This window comes from Lysobacter spongiicola DSM 21749 (assembly GCF_900167055.1).
GTDB lineage: Bacteria > Pseudomonadota > Gammaproteobacteria > Xanthomonadales > Xanthomonadaceae > Novilysobacter > Novilysobacter spongiicola.
Genome location: NZ_FUXP01000001.1, coordinates 817,514 through 837,600 on the forward strand (window position 1 = coordinate 817,514; position 20,087 = coordinate 837,600).

Consider the following 20,087-nt stretch of genomic DNA (forward strand, 5'->3'; position numbering starts at 1 on the left):
TTTCCAATGGAGACCGACAGAGCGAATCTGCGCTTGGTCAGCTCCGGAACCCCGGGGGCGGCCGACGCACTCCGGGGACCGGAGGAAGTCCACTGCTCTCCGCGCCTGGCACTTGAACGGCTCAATGGCGTGCGGCTGTTGTCGCTGGACGCCCACGGGCGCGTACTCGACTGGATGAACTGGCAGGACGCCGCCTGCCTGTATGCGCGCGGCGCCGTCGCCTGGACCCTCGGCGACCCCTGCCTGACCATCCATGGCGGTACCAGCCGGTCCAGCGGCGAGCAGAGCCTGCTCCACCTGCACCCCATCGTCGCCACCACTGGGCACGCCCGTGCCCGCGCACTCAACCCCACACCGGCGCTGACCAACACCGCCCTGTTCGCGCGCGATGCCCACTTGTGCCTGTACTGCGGCGACCGCTTCCATCGGCCCAAGCTCACCCGCGACCACGTCATCCCGGTATCGAAGGGCGGGCGCGACATCTGGGAGAACGTGGTCTCGGCCTGCTTCCACTGCAACTCGCGCAAGGGCAACCGCACGCCGCAGCAGGCCCACATGCCCCTGCTCGCGGTGCCATACAGGCCGAGCTGGGTGGAGCACCTGATCCTCTCCAACCGCAATATCCTGGCCGACCAGATGGCCTTCCTGAAGAGCCAGCTCCCCAAGAAGCACGCGCGCGCGCTCAATTGACGCGCCCCTGCTCGGCCCTGTCCATTTGCGACCTGATCTGCGTGCAACCGACGCGAAACGCGCATTGACGCCCGTCTTGCGCTCCCCGACACTCCGGGGAGTTTGCTCACGGGAACACAGAATGGCGCTGACCCTCGGCCTTACCGGCATGGATGCTACGACGGAGGCCTCGCTGAAGGACGCCTTCAACGAAGCCAACGCCCGCCTCGGCGGTGCATGGCAACTCCAGCCAGAGACCCAGGCCGAGTTCGTCGTGGTGGACATGGACAGCATGTACGGCCCGATGAGCTGGCTGCGGCTGCATGCGGCCGGCAAGACCGTCATCGGCCTGACCTCGGCCCCGCGCACGCAGGCGGATTTCCGGCTATCCCAGCCATTCGATACCGGTTCGGTGGCGCGCCTGCTGCAGGAGCTGGCCCCGGGCGAAGCCGGCGCCGACACGGCCATCCCGTCCGGCCTGACCCCGTCACCCGTGCCGCAGGACCAGTTGCCGGAAGAGCGTGCCCGGCCCGACGAGGAAGCCGATCCCTCGCTCGCCAGCACCGAGGAAACCACCTCCCCGGAGGAGCCGCCCAGCGCTGCCGTGGCCAAGGTGGTGCCGGCCGCTCCGACCGTCGCGCCCCATACGCCCCCACGGCCCGCTGCGCCGGCACCCGAAGCCGAGCCGAAGACCCTGGCGGAGTGGCTCGCGCGCGGCCGCATCGCCGGCCGCGTGCGGCTTGAGCGCGACGGTACGCCACTGCTGATCGATGCCCGCCAACGCCAATACCATGGCCCTGCCGCGCTGAAACCCTTGTCCGCGCACGTCTCCGACACCCTGGTCGCGGCGGATTTCCAGCAACCCGATGACGCCGGGTGGGACAGGGAAGCGGCCACGCTCGGCGCCGGCCAGCCGTTGTCGCGACTGGTGTGGTTTGGTGGCCTGCTGGCCGGCAAGGGGGAACTGATGCAGGGCTTCGATCCGGAGGCCCGCTACCAGATGCTCAAGTGGCCGCAGACCGAGCGCGAGTATCCGAAGCACTTCCGCATCGCGACGGTGATGATGAAGGGCCCGGCCACCTTGCCGGACATCGCCGAAGCCAGTGGTGTCCCGCTCGCCGACGTCACCGACTTCGTCAACGCAAGCCTGGCGACCGGCTTCGCCGACGTGGAGCACCTGCCCGAACCGACTCCCGAGCCGCAGAAGCCGACCGGCCTGTTCGGCCGTTTGCGCGGCCGCTGAGCCCTTGCGGCGACGGCCTGTCGCCGCGCCGCAATTATCGACTCGCCCCACGAAAAGGGCCGCTCCATGGGCGGCCTTTTTCGTGGGTGGAACTTGCCTGTCTGATATCAAAGTGATATCACTTTCATCCATCATTCGTCCCCGAGCATCGCCATGAGAGAGAACCCCGTCCGTTCCCTGCCCGGCATTCCCGTCCTGCTGGCCCTCATCGCCGCACTGCTGGTCGCCAGCTGGCTGCTGATCAGCGGGGTTGGAGAGCAGCAACCCGCCTCCATCATTGCCGGCATCGTCATCGGCGCCTTGGCGGTGTTCGGCCTGGTCGGGCTTTACATGGTCGAGCCCAACCAGTCCGCCGTACTCAGCCTGTTCGGCAAGTACATCGGCACCGTGCACGACAACGGCCTGCGCTGGAACAACCCGTTCTTCACCAAGCGCAAGGTGTCGCTGCGGGTGCGCAACTTCGAGAGCGGCAAGCTCAAGGTCAACGAGCTGGAGGGCAGCCCGATCGAGATCGCCGCGGTGATCGTCTGGAAGGTGGTGGATTCCGCCGAGGCCGTGTTCAACGTCGACGACTACGAGAGCTTCGTGCACATCCAGTCCGAAGCCGCGCTGCGTGCCATGGCGACCAGCTACCCCTACGACAACCACGAAGAAGGCATCTCCCTGCGCAGCCACCCGCAGGAGATCTCCGAGCACCTGAAGGTGCAGCTGGACGAGCGCCTCACCACTGCTGGCGTGGATGTGCTGGAGGCCCGCATCAGCCACCTGGCCTACGCACCCGAGATCGCCCACGCGATGCTGCAACGGCAGCAGGCCAATGCCGTCATCGCCGCCCGCACCCGCATCGTCGCCGGCGCCGTGGGCATGGTCGAGATGGCGTTGCAGGAGCTGCAGAAGAACGGCGTGGTCGAGCTGGACGAGGAGCGCAAGGCCAACATGGTCAGCAACCTGCTGGTGGTGCTGTGCGGCGACCGGGGTACGCAGCCGATCGTCAACGCCGGCAGCCTGTACTGAGCCCCCGATGGCGGAAAAGAAGGCCTACGCCCTGCGAATCAACGCCGAGGTCCTGGCGGCCACGCAACGCTGGGCCGACGACGAGTTGCGCAGCGTCAACGCGCAGATCGAATATGTGCTGCGCGAAGCGTTGCGCAAGGCGGGGCGGCTGCCGAACGCCGCGGATCGACAAGGCAGGAGTGACAAGCAATGAGCACGCGCTGGATCTATGAAGTCGTCGAACTGAGCCCGAACATGATCGGCCCGCCCATGGCGGACCGGCTCAGTGAAGAACTGGACAAGCTGGGCCGGCAGGGCTGGGAGCTGGTGTCGTGCAACCAGGTGACACCGTTCGACCACGTCCGGCTGATCCTCAAGAAGCAGGCCTGAAGGAGGCGCACATGCTGCACATCGTCCGTTTGCTCGAACAGCGGTTCCCCGCCCATGCCCACCTGGTGGTCCCCATCCTGGCCACGGCTGCCGGCCTGGGACTGCTCGCCGGCATGGTGCTGCTGCTGAACCGCTGACCGCCCACCGCTGGCGCAACGCCAGCCCCGTCGCATCGCGTGCCAAGAGAAGGAGTTCCACATGCATCGATCGATCAGCACCCTCGCCCTGGCGACGCTCCTGGCGGGCGCTGCCACCGCCCTGGCCCAGACTCCCAACCCGCCCGCCCCTGTCGCCGCCGTGGCATCCAGCGCTGCCGAAGAGACGGCGACGCGGCTGCTGGACCAGCTGGATGCCAGCGACTATCGCGGCGCAGCAAGTGGTTTCTCCGCCGAGATGGCGGCCGCCCTGCCGGTCGACCAGCTCAAAGCCGTGTGGGAATCGTTGCCGGCGCAGTTCGGTGCCGCAACCGGACGCGGCGAATCAACGATCGTCGAGCATGGCGGCATGCAGGTGGTGCTGGTTCCGTTGCACCACGAGCGGGGCGAGCTGTTGGCGCAGGTCGCCGTCGATGCGGAGGGCAAGGTCGCCGGCTTCATGATCAAGCCCGCCCCGCCGCCGGCCGCTGCACCGCCGCCGGAAGATGCCGGATTCAGCGAAAGCGACTTCAGCATCGGCGAGGGGGACGACGCGCTGCCGGGTACCCTGGCGATGCCTGCTGGCGAGGGGCCGTTTCCCGGCCTGGTCCTTGTCCACGGATCCGGGCCACATGACCGGGACGAAACCGTTGGCGCCAACCGGCCGTTCCTGGACATCGCCCGCGGATTGGCGAGCCAGGGCATCGCCGTGCTGCGCTACGACAAGCGTACGTCGGCACGGCCGCAGGATTTTGCCGATGGCGATTTCACCATCGACGAGGAAACGACCGACGACGCCGTAGCCGCGGTTGCCGCGCTGCGCGGCGCCGACCGCGTCGATCCCGACCGGGTGTTCGTACTGGGCCATAGCCAGGGCGGGATGCTGGCGCCGCGCATCGCGGCTCGATCCGGCGAAGTCGCGGGACTGGTGATGCTGGCTGCGCCAGCCCGTCCGCTGCTCGACCTGTTGCCGGAGCAGAACCGCTACCTGCTGTCCGCCGACGGTTCGATAAACGCCGCGGAACAAGACTTCCTCGAGACGCTCGACGAACAGATTGCCCGCGTCCGCAGCGGCGAACCCATGGAGGCCAAGGACACGCCGATGGGATTGCCGCCTGGATACTGGCGGCAGTTCGACGCCATTGACCCCGTCGCCGACGCGGTCCAGACCGAACTGCCGATGCTGCTTCTCCAGGGCGGTCGCGACTTCCAGGTGGTGGATGCCGACTGGCAGCTCTGGCAGCGCGCGCTCGGCGACCGCGACGATGTGACCCTCCGGCATTACCCGTCACTCAACCACCTCGGGATCGCCGGTGACGGCCCCGGGAGCCTCGAGGAATACCAGACACCTGGCCACGTGGACGAGCGCCTGATCGGCGATATCGCCCGGTGGATCAAGCGATAGCTGGCGCCACCCCTCGTGACTGACTAACCTGCCAGGCATGCGTGTACAGCCCCGGATACTCGTCAACACTCCGCACATCGAACTGTGGCCGGGCGGCCTGCTGCGCGCACGCAGCAATCGCGACGCCCGGATCCTCGCTGGCGCCCAGCGGGTGTTCCGGCGCAAGCGGGATGGTCGGTACCTCGCGGCGCTGGGGCCCGACGGCCTGCAACCGCTGATCCCGCGATTGGCGCGGGAACCGGGCTTGGCGGATGCGACCGCGGCAACGAGCCAGCACTTTCCATCCCGGCCCGGACTGCTCCGGGTCGCCCACCTGCCGCTGGACCGGCTGCAGGAACGGCTCGAAAGCCTCGGTCTCGACGGCAGCTACGGGCAGAGGACGGGGTTGCCGCTGGTGGCCGAGCCAGGGTGGCTCGCGTTCGCCGGGAAGGACCGCTTTGGACGTGCCCTGTGGCTGCACCCCTTGGCCGCCCTCGCCTGGAAGCGCATGCGCGATGCCGCCTCGGCGGCGGGCATGCACCTGGATGCGATCTCCGGCTATCGCAGCCACGACTACCAACTGGGCATCTTCGAGCGCAAGCGCGAACGCGGCCAGACGGTGGAACATATCCTCGCGGTCAACGCGGCGCCCGGTTACAGCGAGCACCACTCGGGGCTGGCGCTGGACATTGGCACACCGGGCGAGCCTCCCGCCGAAGAAAGTTTCGAGCAGACGGCTGCGTTCGAGTGGCTGTCGGAACACGCCGGCGACCATGGTTTCGCGATGAGCTACCCGCGGGACAACCCCCACGGCATCGTCTACGAGCCGTGGCACTGGCGCTTCGGCCCCTCGATCGGCCCGTAGTCAGTCCTGCGACCGTTTGGTCGGCGTGGTGGCCTTGGCATCGGCATCCGCAACCCGCCACAGGTAGAAGCTGGCGTAGGTGCGGTATGGCCCCCAGCGCTCTCCCATCGCCGACAGTTCGCGGGGCGTCGGCATCACCTCGAGCCGGTGTACCCGCTGTGCCCCCTTGCGCACACCCAGGTCATCGACGGGGAGCACATCGGGGCGACCCAGGCGGAACATCAGCATCATCTCGACCGTCCAGCGGCCGATGCCGCGGACCGGCACCAGCGCGTCGATGACGGCGTCGTTGTCCATCGTCGCCATCTGCGTGAGCGACGGGATCTCCCCGCGCGACTCCCGGAGCGCGAGGTCGCGCAGCGCCAGCAGCTTGTTGCCCGACACGCCGCACCCGCGCAGCGTGGCGTCGTCGCACCGGCCCAGCGTGTCGCAATGGAAGCGCGGACTTTCGATCGCCGCTTCTACCCGCCCGACGATCGTTGCCGCGGCCTTGCCGCTGAGCTGCTGGTAGAGGATGGCACGGGCCAGCGCGTCCACCGGGTCAAAGCGCTTGCGCCATCGCAGGTCTGGCTCGATCGGGCCGATGCGTCGCATCCAGGTACCAAGCTTGCGGTCCCGCCGCGCCAGGTGCGCTGCTGCGGCGTCGGTATCGAACCCCCTTGCGTGCCTTGCCATCTCACCGCCTTGCCGCGTGGGCGGCCCATAGCAACCACGCCACGATCATCAGCCCGCCGCCGACTGGCGCGAGCGCGGTGGGCAGCTGGAGGAAATGCGCAGCGACCAGCGTGCCGGAGAACATGAGCGTGCCGAGCAGCAACAGGCCCAGCGCCGCGGCAGCGAGACGAGGCAATGCACGGGGCGCCAACGTGGTGAGGGCGATCCCGTGGCCGAACGCGAACAACGCCGCCGATTGCAGGCTCGCGCGCGCAGCCGGATCAGCCGCATGTGCAGCATAGGCGGCCAACGCAACGGACGCGGCCGCCAGCAGGCCGCCTGCGAATCCAAACAGCCGCACCCTCGTAACAGGCACGGAGTCAGGGCGGAGGCGGCTGGCATCTGCAGGATTCATCGCGACGGCTCGGCGGTAGACCGCGAACCATACCAGCGCCCACAAAAAAACGCGCCGCGGAAGCCCGCGGCGCGTTTCGTGTCTGGCGTCCCGGATCGGTCAGCGCACCGACCAGTACACCGTGAACTCGCCTTCCGGCGTGAAGCCTTCCTCGATACCGTCGTTCCAGGCCTCGTACGGGCGCCCGGTGGTTTCCATCCCGCGGGTCAGCACCCACGCACGCAGTCCGTCGCGCACGGTCGGCAGGTTCGCCATGTGGCCGGTGAAGGGGACAGCCGCGACCTTCGACGCCTCGCGCTGCACCAGCTCGACCGGACCTTCGAGGTCGACGTCCAGCGGACCGGTGGCGGCGGTTGCCTGGGTATCCCCGCCGTCGGTGGCCTCGCCTTCGGCATCTTCGTCCGCGCCGTCGCCGTTCCCGGACGGACGCACGGGCTGGGCCACCTCGAACGCGTAGCTCTCGGAGCCGAACTCGTTGGTGATGATCTGCACCGGACCATCGGCGACGAGGTTGTTGGCCTTCATCACCTTCTCGATCCACTGCATGTTGTTGTTCATCGTGCGCTGCACGACTTCGTTGTTGCGCTCCACCGCCGCGCCCACGATCAACACGTTCTGCGCCGGACGGTCCTCGATGCGCGGCGCGTTTTCGGGGTTGTCCTTGCTCAGCAGCGAGTAGTCGTAGTTCGGCACCGCCGCCAGCATGTTGCTCAGGCGGGTCAGGCTCATCTTGATGTCGGAGCCGACGCTGCTGCTCACGTACATGCCCGCATAGCGGCCCAGCAGGTCCATGCCGTAGTCGACGTCATAGGTCTGGGTGATCTTGACGTTGCGGTTGTTGCGACCGGTCGGCTCCAGGTGGAACGTGGTGCGCTTGTTGTTGCCGCGCTCGGGGTCCTCGATCGCGTAGGTCACGCTCTCGTTCGGCACCGTCTCGACGATCTCCCAGGCACCTTCGCCGATCCCGCGCTCCTCGGAGCTGTACTCGAGGCGGGCACCGACGCCCTCCTCCGGGCCAACGAGCTCCAGGTCCATGTTCGGATCCTTGGCGACCAGGATGTTCCAGGCCGGGAAGCGACGCAGGCTGTTGATCGTGTCGTACACGATCGTCATCTTGCGGTTGGTCTCCACCGAGTGCTCGAAGTGGCGGCTCGAAGGCAGCAGGAAGCCGACGCCGACGAATACCGCGACGACGATGGCCAGTGAAATCAGGAACTCGATCAGACGGGTCATTCAGGGTTCTCCAGGGCCGGGCCCGGGACGGGACTGGGCGCAGACCGGTAATCCTAGCAAGGATGCCGTGCCGGGCGCAGCCTCTGGAGATCACATAAATGCACCGCCCGTCCTCCGGTCCCCGGGGCGTTCACACCAGCTTGAGCTCGAACGCCTTCAGAACGGCCCGGGTGCGGTCGCGAACACCCAGCTTCGACAGGATGTTGGAGACGTGGTTCTTGATCGTCCCCTCGGCCACGCCCAGCGAATTGGCGATCTCCTTGTTGGAGAAGCCGCCCGCCATCAGTCGGAGGATCTCCGTCTCCCGGTCGGTCAGCGGATCGGGCCGGTCCAGGCTGACGAAATCGTTGCGCATGTGCTCCAGCCCCGACAGCAGGCGCTGGCTCATCGCCGGCTGCACCAGCGAACCGCCACGCGCCACGGTCTGGATCGCCCCGACCAGCTGCTCGAGCGACACATCCTTGAGCAGGTAGCCCTTCGCACCCGCCTTGATCCCTGCCAGCACCAGCTGGTCGTCATCGAAGGTGGTGAGGATGATCGTGGGCGGGAGTTGCCCCAGCCCGGCCAGCGCCTGCAGGGCCTCCAGGCCGGACATCACCGGCATGCGCATGTCCATCAGGACCACGTCGGGCCTGATCTGCGGGATCACCTCGACCGCCTGCTTGCCGTCGCTGGCCTCGGCGACGACTTCGATACCCTCGGCCAGGGACAGCAGGGAGCGGACGCCCTGGCGGACCAGGGTCTGGTCGTCCACCAGCAATACTCGGATCGGATCGGCACTCATTTGACGGCTCCTTCGCAAGCGGCGGCGGCTGCCGCCGATACCGGCAACTCCAGGCACAGGCGGAAGCCTGCCTCGGGCCGGGTTTCAATCGTGAGCTGGCCACCGTACTGGGCAAGCCGCTCGCGCATGCCCCGCAGGCCGTTGCCGACCGCCAACTGGTCGGCGCCCCGACCGTCGTCGCGCGCCCGCATCGTGATCAGCCCACCGCTGCTGCGCGCGGTGATCCAGAGATTGTCGGCGGCGGCGTGGCGGACCACGTTGGTGATGATCTCCTGGGTACAGCGCAACAGCACGTGCGCACGCTCCGGGTCATCCAGGGTGAGCGGCTGTTCGATCTCCATGTGGATATCCAGTCCCGGCACGTTCTCCGCCAACGGCTGCAGCGCGGCGGTCAAATCGATCGCGCCATCCTCGCGCAGGTGGCTGACGGCCTCGCGCACGTCGGTGAGCAGCAGCCGCGCCAGCGTGTGGGCCTGGGAGACGTGTTCCTTGGCGCGGCCCTCCACCAGGTGGCCGGCGACCTCCAGGTTGAGGCTCAGCGCCGTCAGGTGGTGGCCGAGCAGGTCGTGCAACTCGCGGGAAATGCGGGTGCGCTCGTTGATGCGGGCGCTCTCGGCCAGCAGCAGGCGGGTGGCGCGCAACTCCGCGTTGAGGCGCCGCTGCTCGTCGCGGGCCTCGGCTTGCTGCCTCGCGACGAAAGCGGTGACGAAAACCAGGCCCGAGAACCCCACATATGCAAGCGCCTGCACCAGCGCCAGTGGCCCCGGCATTCCGGCGGCCACGAATACCGGCGTGATCGCCAGGTTGCCGCCAATCAGCCACACCACGCCCACCCGGAGCGACAGCAGCCATGGCAGCAGACCGGCCGCCACCATCAGCAGGATGCTGCCCAACCCGCTGTTGGAGAAGTAGCTCACACCCACCGCACAGGCGGTAAGCACCAGCAGCAGGACGTGGTCCATGTAACCGGGTCGCCGCTGCCCCAACTCGCGCGTGATCCACCAGTAGGTGGCCCCGAAACTCAGATACAGGGCCACCCATCGTGCAATCAGCAGTTGGAACGGATGATCCCCGGCGCCAGGCAGGAACTGGAACTGCTCCGGTTCCATCCACATCTGGATCAGCCACAGTCCGACAGCGCCCCAGGTAAAGAGGCCGGCGAACCTCAGGAGTCGGGTGTGGTTCAGGCGGGCGAGCATTGCCGCATCCTATCGGCATCCGCCCCCATCCGGAGCGCCCGAAAGTCATGCCTGAACAGGCACCGGCGCCGGACGCCATCAGATCGGCGCGGCTCGCCCGCCCCCGGCCTCCATGCGATAATCCGCCGGTCGCCCAGCGACACCGGTAAAAACACCCCCTGGAGCCCGGAATGTCGATCGTCGTCCGCGACGTGCGCGAGCACGAGCTGGATTCCGTCCTTGCCCTCAACAACGCCGCCGGACCCGCGATCCTGCCGCTCGATGCCGGGCGCCTGCGCCAGTTCTACGAGAACGCCGAGTACTTCCGCGTCGCCGAACGCGACGGCACGATCGCCGGCTTCATGATCGGGATGGGCAGCAATGCCGAGTACGACAGCAGCAACTTCCGCTGGTTCCGCAAGCATTTCCCGGATTTTTTCTACATCGATCGCATCGTCGTCGCCAGCCGTCGCCGCGGCGGCGGCGTAGGCCGCGCGTTCTACGCCGATGCGCAGAGCTACGCGGAACTGCGCTATCCGCAGATGGCCTGCGAGGTATTCCTCGACCAGGGAGCGAACGATCCGGTGCTGCTCTTCCACGGCAGCTTCGGCTTCCGCGAGGTCGGACAGCACGTGATGCCGGGGAACGAACTACGCGCAGCGATGCTGATGAAGGAGCTCAGTTGCCACGCCTGGGTACGCAAGACCTACGGCAGCGAGCTGCCGGAGGTGCCGTGGACCCGGCGACGGGTGCTTCCCGCCCGCCCGGCCGCGCAGGCCGCCCCGCGCCCGACCGGGACGACTGGCCCATGACCGCCGCCGCAGTGGATTACGAGCAGGCGGGCGAGCTGAAGATCGGCCAGGTGGGCATCGCCAACCTGCGCATCCGCAACCTCGACGTGCCGCGGCTGGTCGAGGAGATGCGCAGCCGGGTCGAGCGGGCACCGAAGCTGTTCCTGAGGGCGGCGGTGGTGATCGATTTCGGTGGCCTCTCGCAGGTGCCGGACCAGGCGACCGCCCGAGCGCTGTTGGACGGCCTGCGCGGGACCGGCGTGCTGCCGGTCGCGCTGGCTTACGGATCCAGCGACACCGAGCACTTGGCGGAGGCCCTCGGCCTGCCGCTGCTGGCCAAGTTCCGCGCGCAGTACGAGCGGACGGGCGAGCCGGCCGACGCCAACGTTCCGCCGCCGTCGGCACCCGCGCCCGCGCCGGCTCCCACGCCGCAGGCGGCCGCACCCGCACCGGCCACGGCAACCGCTCCCCCAGCACCCGGGATGATCCACGCCGGGCTGGTGCGCTCCGGGCAGCAGGTGTACGCCGACAACCGCGACCTGACGGTATTGACCGGCGTCGGCGCCGGCGCCGAGGTCATGGCCGACGGCTCGGTCCACATCTACGGCCCCTTGCGTGGCCGGGCCCTGGCCGGCGCCCAGGGCAACGCCCAGGCCCGCATCTTCTGCCGCGAGTTCCATGCCGAGCTGGTCGCCATCGCCGGCCACTACAAGGTGCTCGAGGACATCCCGGCGGCTCTGCGCGGCAAGCCCGTGCAGGTCTGGCTGGAAGACGACCAGCTGCACATCGAGGCGCAGGCCGCCTCGTGAACCAAAAAACGGGCATGCTGTCACGCATTGCCGCACATCAAATCATCCGGAGGATCAGAACTTGGCCGAAATCATCGTAGTCACCTCGGGCAAGGGCGGCGTCGGCAAGACCACGACCAGCGCCTCCCTCGCCTGCGGCCTCGCCCGTCGCGGCCACAAGGTCTGCGTGATCGACTTCGACGTCGGCCTGCGCAACCTCGACCTGATCATGGGCTGCGAGCGCCGCGTGGTGTACGACTTCGTCAACGTGGTCAACGGCGAGTCCAGCCTCAAGCAGTCGCTGATCAAGGACAAGCGCTTCGAGAACCTCTACGTGCTGGCTGCCTCGCAGACGCGCGACAAGGACGCCCTCACCAAGGAAGGCGTGCAGAAGGTCCTGGAGGACCTGGCGGCGGACGGCTTCGACTACATCGTCGCCGACTCTCCGGCGGGCATCGAGAAGGGCGCGTTCCTGGCCATGTACTTCGCCGACCAGGCCGTCGTCGTGGTCAATCCGGAAGTGTCCTCGGTACGCGACTCCGACCGCATCCTCGGCCTGCTGGCCAGCAAGACCCGCCGCGCCGAACAGGGCGAGCGCGTCAAGGAGCACCTGCTGCTGACCCGCTACAGCCCCAAGCGCGTGGAATCGGGTGAGATGCTGAGCGTCGGCGACGTCGAGGAGATCCTCGGCCTCAAGACCATCGGCGTCATCCCCGAATCCACCGATGTCCTGCATGCCTCCAACAAGGGCGAGCCGGTCATCCTCGATGCCGAATCGGACGCCGCCCAGGCCTACGACGACGCCGTTGCGCGCCTGCTCGGGGACACCCGCCCGATGCGCTTCATCACGCCGGAGAAGAAAGGCTTCTTCAGCAAGATGTTCGGAGGTTAAGCCATGGGCATGTTCGACTTCCTGCTCGCCAAGAAGCAGACCGCGTCGGTCGCCAAGGACCGCCTGCGCATCATCGTCGCCCACGAGCGCGCCACCCGCGGCGGGCCGGACTACCTGCCGATGCTGCAGCGCGAGCTGCTGGAGGTGATCCGCAAGTACGTCAGCGTCGACGCCGAGGCGGTCAAGGTCGACCTGATGGGCGAAGGCGAGAACAAGGTGCTCGACATCTCGGTGTCCCTGCCCCAGAACGGCGAGGCCAGGCCCGCGCACGGCTGATCCGCGCGGGCATTTTCGCCCCCTGCCCCTGTAGGAGCGGCTTCAGCCGCGATCGGAAAGTCGTCGCCGCGCGGATATCCGATCGCGGCTGAAGCCGCTCCTACGTTCCGAATGAAGCCCCTCGGGGATGGCAGCACCACTGATCCAATGCTCACGCTCGCCGACATCGGCTTCGATGCCCCCACCGCCCTGCTCGCCCGCTACGGCCTGCAGCTGGAGCGCGTCGCCGATGGCCAGCCCATCCCCGGCAGCTACTGGGGCGACTGCGAAGCCGGCATCATCGCCGGCACCGTCTACGCCCGGCGGGACACGCCGGTGCACTCCCTGCTCCACGAGGCGTGCCACCTGATCGTCCTGCCCCCGGAGCGGCGGCATGCGGTACACACCGACGCTACCGACTCGATCGAGGAGGAGGACGCGGTCTGCCTGCTGCAGGCCCTGCTGGGCGACCAGTTGCCGGGCGTCGGCCGCGCCCGGATCCTCGCCGACATGGACGGCTGGGGCTACACCTTCCGCCTCGGGTCCGCCGCCGCCTATTTCGAGCACGACGCCGACGAGGCCTGGGCATGGCTTGCAGCACGCGGACTGGTGGATTCAGCGCGCAACCTGCTCCAGCCCCCGCAGGTCCCGGCGCTTCCTTCCGCCTGATCCGGCCCCTCGAAGTACGGACGCAGGTCCTGGCGGCACCGCGCTTGCGCCACGGCCGGCCCGCATCTAGCCTTCGTCGGTTGGCGCGATGCACGCGCTTCATCCAACGGAGCACCGACATGAAACCTGTACGCGCACTCCTTGCCGCCGCCATCGCCACCGGCGTGCTGGCCCTGGCTGGCTGCGATCGCTCGCCCAGCCCCGATACCACCGCCGACCAGCCGGCAACGTCCAGCACGGCCCAGGGCGAGGAAACCGCCGACCAGTTCATTGCCCGCGTCAACGCCGAGCTGAAGGAGATGTACCCGCAGCTCACCGCGGCACAGTGGCTCTCCTCGACCTACATCAACGAGGACAGCCAGTTGCTGGCCGCCAAGGCCAACGAGGAGTACCTCTCGCGCCTCAACGACTGGATCGCGCAGTCGCGGCGGTTCGAAGGCCAGGAGATGACGCCGGAGACCGCGCGCTCGATCCAGTTGCTCAAGCTGGCCACTTCGATGCCGGCCCCCACCGATCCGACCGAGCTCAAGGAGCTGACCGAGATCGTCACCCGCATGGAAGGCATGTACGGCTCGGGCGAGTACTGCACCGGCGAAGGCGACGCACGGCAGTGCCGCCAGCTCGGCGAGCTGGAGGACGTGCTGCGCAACAGCCGCGACTACGACGACCAGCTCGATGCCTGGCGCGGCTGGCACACGGTGTCCCAGCCGATGCGCAAGGACTACACGCGCTTCGTCGAGCTGGTGAACAAGGGCGCCGACGAGATGGGCTTCACCGATGCGGGGGAAATGTGGCGCTCCGCGTACGACATGAGCCCGGTCGAGATCGCCGCGGAAACCGACCGGCTGTGGACCCAGGTCAAGCCGCTCTACGAGCAGCTTCATTGCTACACCCGCACGCGCCTGGGCGCCGAATACGGCCAGGAGCGTGCGGAGGTCGCTGGCGGCATGCTGCCCGCGCACCTGATGGGCAACATGTGGCAGCAGGACTGGGGCAACCTGTGGGACGTGCTGGCGCCGTACGAGAACGCCGGCAGCCTGGACATCAACGCCGCGCTGGAGTCGCGGTACCAGCAGATCCACGCACAGAAGCTGGCCCAGGCGACCGGGGAGCGCACGCCGTCGCGCCTGGCCGACATCGAGCAGGAAGCCCGCGAGGCCGCCGCCCGCCAGATGACCAAGCGCGCGGAGGACTTCTACGTCTCCCTCGGCATGCCCAAGCTGCCCGACAGCTACTGGGAGAACACCCAGTTCATCAAGCCGCGCGACCGCGACGTGGTCTGCCACGCCAGCGCGTGGGACATGAACATGGAAGGCGACGTGCGCACCAAGATGTGCATCAAGCCCAACGAGGAAGACTTCACCACCATCTACCACGAGCTCGGCCACGTCTATTACTACCTGGCCTACAACGACCTGCCGCCCCTGTTCCAGGCCGGCGCCCATGACGGCTTCCACGAAGCCATCGGCGACACCATCGTGCTGGCGATGACGCCGCAGTACCTGGAGTCGATCGACCTGGTCGATGCGCAACAGCAGAGCGAGGAGGCCGTGATCAACGCGCAGATGCGCATGGCGCTGTCGAAGGTCGCCTTCCTGCCGTTCGGCCTGATGATCGATCGCTGGCGCTGGGGTGTGTTCGACGGCTCGATCACGCCGGACCAGTACAACAAGGCGTGGTGGGACCTGAAGGCGCAGTACCAGGGCGTGGCACCGGTGGATGCGCGCGGTGAGGAATTCTTCGACCCGGGCGCCAAGTACCACGTGCCGGGCAATACGCCCTATACGCGCTATTTCCTGGCCCACGTGCTGCAGTTCCAGTTCTACAAGTCGCTGTGCGATGCCGCGGGCTACGAGGGCCCGCTGCACGAGTGCAGCTTCTACGGCAACGAGGCGGCGGGCGAGCGCCTGCAGGCGATGCTTTCGCGCGGTGCGGGCCAGCCCTGGCAACGCACGCTGCAGGAGCTTACCGGCGGCGAAGGCATGGACGCGGGCGCGGTGCTGGAGTACTTCGCCCCGCTCCAGGATTGGCTGAAGCAGCAGAACGAAGGCCAGACCTGTGGCTGGCAGGCCAGTGCCGCGCCCCGGCCGGGCCCGGCCACGGAAGCGACGGAACGTACCGAGGACGCTCCCGCTGCCGATGGTGCCGACGGGGATGGGACAGCCTGATACCGCTGCCCGCTGTATCCGGGGGCCGGCGAAAGCCGGCCCTTTTTTGTCCGCCTGTTAGAGCGACCCGCCCGGGACCCGCTCCGCCTCGGTGACCTGCCCGGTCGCTTCCAAAGAGGGCGAGGCACCTGCTTCCCAGCGCCAGAACAGCCAGCCGATGGCGACGAAGGCCGTGGCGGTCAAAGCGAGCCACAGGCCATTGCCACTGATCAACGGCGACAGCACGCCGGCGAGCATGGCGTTCATCACCAGCGTGGTGAACGCCTGCAGCGATGATGCCGACCCACGCTGTCGCGGATACATGTCCAGGATCGCCAGGGTGATGATCGGGAACACCAGCGCGATGCCGAAGGCGTTCATGCTCATCGGGATCACGGCCCAGGGGACCTCGAGCACGTCGACCAGCAGGTTGTAGCCCACGTTGAAGGCCATCGCCACGGCGGAGACCGAAAACCCGATCGCCACCAGCCGGTTGCCGCTGATCCGGCCCGCGGCGCGGCCCGACAACCAGGCGCCGATGATCATGCCGCCGATCATCGGAATGAAGAACCATCCGAAATCGCCCTCGTCGAGGGGCTGCCCGCGGAAGTGCAGCAGGTCCAGCACGAAGGCCGGCGCCGAGGCGATGTACAGGAACAGCGCGCCGAAATTGAACGCCGCCGCGGCAGCCAGGCGCTGGAACCGCGGGTTCACCAGGATCGCCGTGTAGTCGCGGACCAGCCGTGCCGGCCGGATGGGTAGGCGCGACTCCGCCGGATGCGTCTCCGGCAGGCCTGCCCACACCGCCACCAGCAGTACCGCCGAAAACGCCACCAGGAACCAGAAGATCATCGGCCAGCGGCTCCAGCCCAGGATCCAGCCGCCGATGACCGGGGCGATCGCAGGGGCGATGCCGAAGATCATCGAGACCTGGCTCATCAGGCGCTGGGCGTCGTCGCCCTGCAGGACGTCCCGGATGACCGCTCGGCCGACGATGAACCCCACCCCCGCCGACAGTCCCTGCAGCGCGCGGAACATCAACAGCGTCCCCAGGTCCGGAGACAGTGCGCAACCGATCGATCCAATGGTGAATACGCCCAGGCCGCCGAGGATCACCTTGCGCCGGCCAAAGGCGTCCGACAGCGGCCCGTGCAGCAGGCTGGTGAGGGCGTAGGCGATCAGGTAGACGCTGATGGTCTGCTGCATCGCCACCTTGTCGGCCCCCAGGTCCGCGCCCATGGCCGGGAAGGCGGGGAAGATGGTGTCGATCGAGAACGGGCCGAACATCGCCAGGCCGCCCAGCAACAAAGCGAGCCGCCGCAGCGACAGGGCCGTTGTTGGACTGGGGGAGGCGGCGGACATGGCCGCGCAGCATAGCAATCCACGGCGGCGATGCCTGTGCCCCATTGGTCGCATTGGCACGGTCTGGCGGGGACTTTCACCCCGGAACCACGACCAGTCGCGCATCGTTTCCCGTATTCAGCCAAGGGAATCCCCATGCAGCAAGGCGCCGAAAAGACCGCCACCGTCAGCAGCGGCATCGAAGGCCTCGACGAGATCCTGGACGGAGGCTACACGCCCCACCGGCTCTACCTGCTCGAGGGCGTGCCGGGCTCGGGCAAGACCACCATGGCCATGCAGTTCCTGCTGGAAGGCCTGCGCCGGGGCGAAACCGTGCTGTACGTGACGCTATCGGAGACCCGCACCGAACTGACCGAGGCGGCCGCCTCCCACGGCTGGTCGCTGGAAGGCATGCACATCCACGAGCTGCTGCCGATGGGCAACCAGCTCGATCCCGAATCGCAGTACACGATGTTCCACCCATCCGAGGTTGAGCTGGCCGATACCACGGGGCGGATGCTGGAAGAGGTCGAGCGCCTGAAACCCGACCGGGTGGTGTTCGACTCCCTCGCCGAGATCCGGCTGCTGGCGGGCACGCTGCTCCGGTTCCGGCGCCAGGTGCTGGCCCTGAAGCAGTACTTCGCCGGCCGTGGCACCACCGTCCTCCTGCTCGACGACCGCCAGGGCGTGGAGCACGGGCTGCCGGTACATACCATCGTCCATGGCTCGATCGAGCTGGACCAGATGCGCCCCGAGTACGGCGGCGACCGCCGTCGCCTGCGGGTCAGCAAGCTGCGCGGCCGACCGTTCCACAGCGGCAACCACGACTACGTCATCAACACCGGCGGCGTGGTCGTGTTCCCCCGCCTGGTGGCCGCAAAGTTCCGTCGTGACGGTGCCACCGAACGCGTCAGCAGCGACCTGCCCGCACTCGATGCCTTGCTCGGCGGGGGCCTGGACCGCGGTACCAGCACCTTGTTGGTGGGTGCCGCCGGTACCGGCAAGTCCACCCTCGCCGCCCACTTCGTGATGGCCGCCGCCAAGCGGGGCGAGCGCTCCGCCATGTTCCTGTTCGACGAGAGCGAGCGCGCCCTGCTGACCCGTTCCCGGGGCCTTGGTTTCGACATGGAGGCCCGGTTGGCCGATGGCATGGTGTCGGTGCAGTCGATCGACCCGGCGGAACTCTCGCCGGGTGAATTCGTCCACCGCATCCGTTGCGCGGTCGAGAAGGACAACGCCCGGGTCATCGTGATCGACAGCCTCAATGGCTATTTCAATGCGATGCCAGGCGAGAAGTTCGTGATGATCCAGCTGCACGAGCTGTTGGCCTACCTCGGCCAGCTCGGCGTGGTGACCCTGCTCATCAACGCCCAGCAGGGGTTGATCGGGCAGATGACCAGCAGCATCGACATCAGCTACCTGGCCGACACGGTGATGCTGTTGCGGTATTTCGAGGCCAAGGGAGAAGTGCGACAGGCGATGTCGGTGCTGAAGAAGCGCACCGGCGCGCATGAACGCTCGATCAGGGAGCTCACTTTCGGCGCTGCCGGCATATCCGTCGGCGAACCCCTGAGGCACTTCCGGGGTGTCCTGAGCGGCTTGCCGGAAGGTGACGAAGATCCGCGGGTTGGAGGAGAGTGAACCGGGCCCGCCAGGCGGACCTGCACCAGCGCGTCCTGTTGCTGCTTTCGACGGCGCGCGATACGGAACTCACCCGGGAGCTGCTGGCGCGCAGCGACATCCCCGCGCATGTCTGCTCCGACTCCCGGGAGCTGCAGCACGAGCTCGCCCGTGGCGCCGGCGCGGTCATGGCGACCGAGGAAACCCTCTCGTCCTCCGGCGCCCAGGCGGTACTGGCCCAGGCGATAGAGTCACAGCCGCGATGGTCGGACCTGCCGGTGCTGCTGCTCACCCACGGTGGCGCGAACTCGACCGTCGTCGGCGACGCCGTCGCCATGCTCAACAACGTCACCCTGCTCGAACGCCCGCTGCGGGTGCAGGCCCTGCTGAGCGCGGTCCGGACCGCTCTGCGCGCGCGAAACCGGCAGTACGAGATCCAGGAACACCTGCGCGAGCTCGAACAGGCGCACGATGCGGAAGTGATGGCGGTCAGGCGCAAGGACGAGTTCCTGGCCATGCTGGCGCACGAGCTGCGCAATCCACTCGCGCCGATCAGCAACGCGTTGCACGTGCTGGAAATGGACGACAGCGATCCGGTGCGCCGCGCGACGCTGCGAACCATGATGAAGCGCCAGGTGGTGCACATGGTGCGGCTGGTGGATGACCTGCTGGAGGCCTCGCGTCTGTCACGGGGGATGATCACCCTGCATCGCGAGCGCATGGAACTCTGCAATGCCATGCGCGTGGCGATCGAGGCCAGCCGGCCGCAGCTCGACCAGGGCGGCTACCAACTGGAGGTCGACCTGCCCGAGACCCCGCTTCTGGTGGACGCCGACCCGGTGCGCATTGCCCAGGTGTTTGGCAACCTGCTCAACAACTCCGTGAAGTACGGCCGCCGCGACGGCTGCATCAAGGTGACGGTCCATACCGACGGCGGGCAGGCAGTGGCCGAAGTCGCCGATGACGGACTGGGCATCGACCGCGAGACACTCCCACATGTCTTCGAGCTGTTCACCCAGGGCGCCCGGGCAGGCGGCGACCAGCAGGAAGGGCTGGGCATCGGCCTGGCGCTGGTAAGGAACCTGGTGGAGCTCCACGGCGGCACGGTGGAAGCCCACAGCGAGGGGCGAGGACAGGGCGCCCGGTTCGTGGTGAGGCTACCGCTGGCGAGCAGCAAGAGTGCACAGCCCTCCACGCCCGCACCGGGGAAGACATTGTCGTCGGTTGCACCCGAGATCCGGGTGCTGGTGGTCGACGACAACCGCGATGCCGCTCAATCACTGGCATTGGTCATGGAGTCCATGGACCTGGCTCCACGGGTCGCACACAGCGGGCCCGAAGCATTGCGGATCGCGTCGGACTACCAGCCACACCTGATCCTGCTGGACATCGGCATGCCCGGGATGGACGGCTACGAGGTGGCGCGCCGTGTCAGGACCGGCGATGGAGCAGGCGATCCGGTGATCGTGGCCGTCACCGGCTGGAGCCACGCCCAGGACCTGGCAAAGAGCCGAGCCGCCGGTTTTGACCACCACCTGGCAAAGCCGGCCGATATTCCGCGACTGACTGCCCTGGTCGATGAGATTCGCTCGGACCTCATGTCCGCCCGAATGCACTGAGCGACAAGACCGCCACCATCACT

The 20,087-nt window shown here is 67.7% G+C and carries 22 protein-coding genes; 16 read left to right on the forward strand and 6 right to left on the reverse strand.

The features are described from left to right. The first annotated feature begins 6 nt into the window (after positions 1 to 6). The 8 genes from B5D37_RS03835 to B5D37_RS03865 all read left to right on the forward strand — a co-directional run bounded on the left by B5D37_RS03835 (position 7) and on the right by B5D37_RS03865 (position 5,678). Positions 7 to 690: an HNH endonuclease gene (locus B5D37_RS03835; protein WP_078757336.1), complete on the forward strand. Its 684-nt coding sequence runs from the start codon at positions 7 to 9 to the stop codon at positions 688 to 690. A gap of 121 nt (positions 691 to 811) precedes the next feature. Next, positions 812 to 1,912 carry a hypothetical protein gene (locus B5D37_RS14785; protein ID WP_078757337.1) on the forward strand — a complete coding sequence of 367 codons (1,101 nt, stop codon included), beginning with the start codon at positions 812 to 814 and terminating at the stop codon, positions 1,910 to 1,912. 153 nt (positions 1,913 to 2,065) lie between these two features. Further along, positions 2,066 to 2,926 carry an SPFH domain-containing protein gene (locus B5D37_RS03845; RefSeq protein ID WP_078757338.1) on the forward strand — a complete coding sequence of 287 codons (861 nt, stop codon included), beginning with the start codon at positions 2,066 to 2,068 and terminating at the stop codon, positions 2,924 to 2,926. A gap of 7 nt (positions 2,927 to 2,933) precedes the next feature. Then, positions 2,934 to 3,119, forward strand: a complete 186-nt coding sequence (locus tag B5D37_RS03850; RefSeq protein ID WP_078757339.1) for a type II toxin-antitoxin system antitoxin — start codon at positions 2,934 to 2,936, stop codon at positions 3,117 to 3,119. Further along, the gene (locus tag B5D37_RS03855; protein ID WP_078757340.1) at positions 3,116 to 3,295 is read left to right on the forward strand and encodes a DUF4177 domain-containing protein; all 180 of its coding nucleotides are present in this window, start codon (positions 3,116 to 3,118) and stop codon (positions 3,293 to 3,295) included. The genes B5D37_RS03850 and B5D37_RS03855 overlap by 4 nt, the downstream gene beginning before the upstream one ends. Before the next feature lie 11 nt (positions 3,296 to 3,306). After that, a complete protein-coding gene (locus B5D37_RS15140) occupies positions 3,307 to 3,432 on the forward strand; it encodes a hypothetical protein (protein ID WP_268776102.1) in 126 nt (41 codons plus the stop codon). Positions 3,433 to 3,493: 61 nt separating this feature from the next. Further along, entirely contained in the window at positions 3,494 to 4,834 is a 1,341-nt protein-coding gene (locus B5D37_RS03860; RefSeq protein WP_078757341.1) for an alpha/beta hydrolase, read from the forward strand. A gap of 37 nt (positions 4,835 to 4,871) precedes the next feature. Beyond that, the gene (locus tag B5D37_RS03865) at positions 4,872 to 5,678 is read left to right on the forward strand and encodes a M15 family metallopeptidase (RefSeq protein ID WP_078757342.1); all 807 of its coding nucleotides are present in this window, start codon (positions 4,872 to 4,874) and stop codon (positions 5,676 to 5,678) included. Here the strand turns inward: B5D37_RS03865 and B5D37_RS03870 are convergent, their stop codons facing one another. From B5D37_RS03870 to B5D37_RS03890, 5 genes are all read right to left on the reverse strand, one after another. Then, a complete protein-coding gene (locus B5D37_RS03870; protein WP_078757343.1) occupies positions 5,679 to 6,353 on the reverse strand; it encodes a DNA-3-methyladenine glycosylase family protein in 675 nt (224 codons plus the stop codon). Between the two features lies 1 nt (position 6,354). After that, the gene (locus tag B5D37_RS03875; protein ID WP_078757478.1) at positions 6,355 to 6,747 is read right to left on the reverse strand and encodes a DUF423 domain-containing protein; all 393 of its coding nucleotides are present in this window, start codon (positions 6,745 to 6,747) and stop codon (positions 6,355 to 6,357) included. Positions 6,748 to 6,846: 99 nt separating this feature from the next. After that, on the reverse strand, positions 6,847 to 7,980 hold the full coding sequence (locus tag B5D37_RS03880; protein WP_078757344.1) for a polyketide cyclase: 1,134 nt from the start codon (positions 7,978 to 7,980) through the stop codon (positions 6,847 to 6,849). Between the two features lie 130 nt (positions 7,981 to 8,110). Continuing rightward, the gene (locus B5D37_RS03885; protein WP_078757345.1) at positions 8,111 to 8,764 is read right to left on the reverse strand and encodes a response regulator; all 654 of its coding nucleotides are present in this window, start codon (positions 8,762 to 8,764) and stop codon (positions 8,111 to 8,113) included. Then, positions 8,761 to 9,963 (reverse strand): sensor histidine kinase, encoded by a 1,203-nt coding sequence (locus B5D37_RS03890; RefSeq protein WP_078757346.1) that lies wholly within the window; start codon positions 9,961 to 9,963, stop codon positions 8,761 to 8,763. The genes B5D37_RS03885 and B5D37_RS03890 overlap by 4 nt, the downstream gene beginning before the upstream one ends. Before the next feature lie 170 nt (positions 9,964 to 10,133). Between B5D37_RS03890 and B5D37_RS03895 the strand changes: the two genes are divergently transcribed. From B5D37_RS03895 to B5D37_RS03920, 6 genes are all read left to right on the forward strand, one after another. Then, a complete protein-coding gene (locus tag B5D37_RS03895) occupies positions 10,134 to 10,754 on the forward strand; it encodes a GNAT family N-acetyltransferase (protein ID WP_078757347.1) in 621 nt (206 codons plus the stop codon). Further along, positions 10,751 to 11,542 (forward strand): septum site-determining protein MinC, encoded by a 792-nt coding sequence (minC, locus tag B5D37_RS03900; RefSeq protein ID WP_078757479.1) that lies wholly within the window; start codon positions 10,751 to 10,753, stop codon positions 11,540 to 11,542. The genes B5D37_RS03895 and minC overlap by 4 nt, the downstream gene beginning before the upstream one ends. Before the next feature lie 61 nt (positions 11,543 to 11,603). Further along, the gene (gene minD / locus B5D37_RS03905) at positions 11,604 to 12,413 is read left to right on the forward strand and encodes a septum site-determining protein MinD (protein WP_078757348.1); all 810 of its coding nucleotides are present in this window, start codon (positions 11,604 to 11,606) and stop codon (positions 12,411 to 12,413) included. A 3-nt stretch (positions 12,414 to 12,416) separates the two neighbouring features. Further along, positions 12,417 to 12,689: a cell division topological specificity factor MinE gene (minE, locus tag B5D37_RS03910; RefSeq protein ID WP_078757349.1), complete on the forward strand. Its 273-nt coding sequence runs from the start codon at positions 12,417 to 12,419 to the stop codon at positions 12,687 to 12,689. Positions 12,690 to 12,800: 111 nt separating this feature from the next. Beyond that, positions 12,801 to 13,337 (forward strand): hypothetical protein, encoded by a 537-nt coding sequence (locus tag B5D37_RS03915; protein ID WP_078757350.1) that lies wholly within the window; start codon positions 12,801 to 12,803, stop codon positions 13,335 to 13,337. 119 nt (positions 13,338 to 13,456) lie between these two features. Next, entirely contained in the window at positions 13,457 to 15,505 is a 2,049-nt protein-coding gene (locus B5D37_RS03920) for a M2 family metallopeptidase (RefSeq protein ID WP_078757351.1), read from the forward strand. A gap of 57 nt (positions 15,506 to 15,562) precedes the next feature. Here B5D37_RS03920 and B5D37_RS03925 read toward each other — a convergent pair whose 3' ends face one another. Then, on the reverse strand, positions 15,563 to 16,846 hold the full coding sequence (locus B5D37_RS03925) for a multidrug effflux MFS transporter (RefSeq protein ID WP_078757352.1): 1,284 nt from the start codon (positions 16,844 to 16,846) through the stop codon (positions 15,563 to 15,565). Between the two features lie 135 nt (positions 16,847 to 16,981). On the opposite strand from B5D37_RS03925, the gene B5D37_RS03930 reads away from it, so the two are divergent. Together B5D37_RS03930 and B5D37_RS03935 are read left to right on the forward strand one after the other, a co-directional pair. After that, the gene (locus B5D37_RS03930; RefSeq protein WP_078757353.1) at positions 16,982 to 18,466 is read left to right on the forward strand and encodes an ATPase domain-containing protein; all 1,485 of its coding nucleotides are present in this window, start codon (positions 16,982 to 16,984) and stop codon (positions 18,464 to 18,466) included. Further along, positions 18,463 to 20,064, forward strand: a complete 1,602-nt coding sequence (locus B5D37_RS03935) for an ATP-binding response regulator (protein WP_078757354.1) — start codon at positions 18,463 to 18,465, stop codon at positions 20,062 to 20,064. The genes B5D37_RS03930 and B5D37_RS03935 overlap by 4 nt, the downstream gene beginning before the upstream one ends. The last annotated feature ends 23 nt before the right edge of the window (positions 20,065 to 20,087 follow it).

Excerpts from the sequence above, each read along its gene's own strand:
- B5D37_RS03885 (WP_078757345.1), bottom strand. The coding sequence starts at position 8,764 with ATGAGTGCCGATCCGATCCGAGTATTGCTGGTGGACGACCAGACCCTG.
- B5D37_RS03855 (WP_078757340.1), top strand. The coding sequence starts at position 3,116 with ATGAGCACGCGCTGGATCTATGAAGTCGTCGAACTGAGCCCGAACATG.
- B5D37_RS03870 (WP_078757343.1), bottom strand. The coding sequence starts at position 6,353 with ATGGCAAGGCACGCAAGGGGGTTCGATACCGACGCCGCAGCAGCGCAC.
- B5D37_RS14785 (WP_078757337.1), top strand. The coding sequence starts at position 812 with ATGGCGCTGACCCTCGGCCTTACCGGCATGGATGCTACGACGGAGGCC.
- B5D37_RS03920 (WP_078757351.1), top strand. The coding sequence starts at position 13,457 with ATGAAACCTGTACGCGCACTCCTTGCCGCCGCCATCGCCACCGGCGTG.
- B5D37_RS03930 (WP_078757353.1), top strand. The coding sequence starts at position 16,982 with ATGCAGCAAGGCGCCGAAAAGACCGCCACCGTCAGCAGCGGCATCGAA.
- B5D37_RS03860 (WP_078757341.1), top strand. The coding sequence starts at position 3,494 with ATGCATCGATCGATCAGCACCCTCGCCCTGGCGACGCTCCTGGCGGGC.
- B5D37_RS03880 (WP_078757344.1), bottom strand. The coding sequence starts at position 7,980 with ATGACCCGTCTGATCGAGTTCCTGATTTCACTGGCCATCGTCGTCGCG.
- B5D37_RS03890 (WP_078757346.1), bottom strand. The coding sequence starts at position 9,963 with ATGCTCGCCCGCCTGAACCACACCCGACTCCTGAGGTTCGCCGGCCTC.
- minC (WP_078757479.1), top strand. The coding sequence starts at position 10,751 with ATGACCGCCGCCGCAGTGGATTACGAGCAGGCGGGCGAGCTGAAGATC.
- minE (WP_078757349.1), top strand. The coding sequence starts at position 12,417 with ATGGGCATGTTCGACTTCCTGCTCGCCAAGAAGCAGACCGCGTCGGTC.
- B5D37_RS03850 (WP_078757339.1), top strand. The coding sequence starts at position 2,934 with ATGGCGGAAAAGAAGGCCTACGCCCTGCGAATCAACGCCGAGGTCCTG.
- B5D37_RS03895 (WP_078757347.1), top strand. The coding sequence starts at position 10,134 with ATGTCGATCGTCGTCCGCGACGTGCGCGAGCACGAGCTGGATTCCGTC.
- B5D37_RS03915 (WP_078757350.1), top strand. The coding sequence starts at position 12,801 with ATGAAGCCCCTCGGGGATGGCAGCACCACTGATCCAATGCTCACGCTC.
- B5D37_RS15140 (WP_268776102.1), top strand. The coding sequence starts at position 3,307 with ATGCTGCACATCGTCCGTTTGCTCGAACAGCGGTTCCCCGCCCATGCC.
- B5D37_RS03925 (WP_078757352.1), bottom strand. The coding sequence starts at position 16,846 with ATGTCCGCCGCCTCCCCCAGTCCAACAACGGCCCTGTCGCTGCGGCGG.
- B5D37_RS03865 (WP_078757342.1), top strand. The coding sequence starts at position 4,872 with ATGCGTGTACAGCCCCGGATACTCGTCAACACTCCGCACATCGAACTG.
- B5D37_RS03835 (WP_078757336.1), top strand. The coding sequence starts at position 7 with ATGGAGACCGACAGAGCGAATCTGCGCTTGGTCAGCTCCGGAACCCCG.
- B5D37_RS03845 (WP_078757338.1), top strand. The coding sequence starts at position 2,066 with ATGAGAGAGAACCCCGTCCGTTCCCTGCCCGGCATTCCCGTCCTGCTG.
- B5D37_RS03875 (WP_078757478.1), bottom strand. The coding sequence starts at position 6,747 with ATGAATCCTGCAGATGCCAGCCGCCTCCGCCCTGACTCCGTGCCTGTT.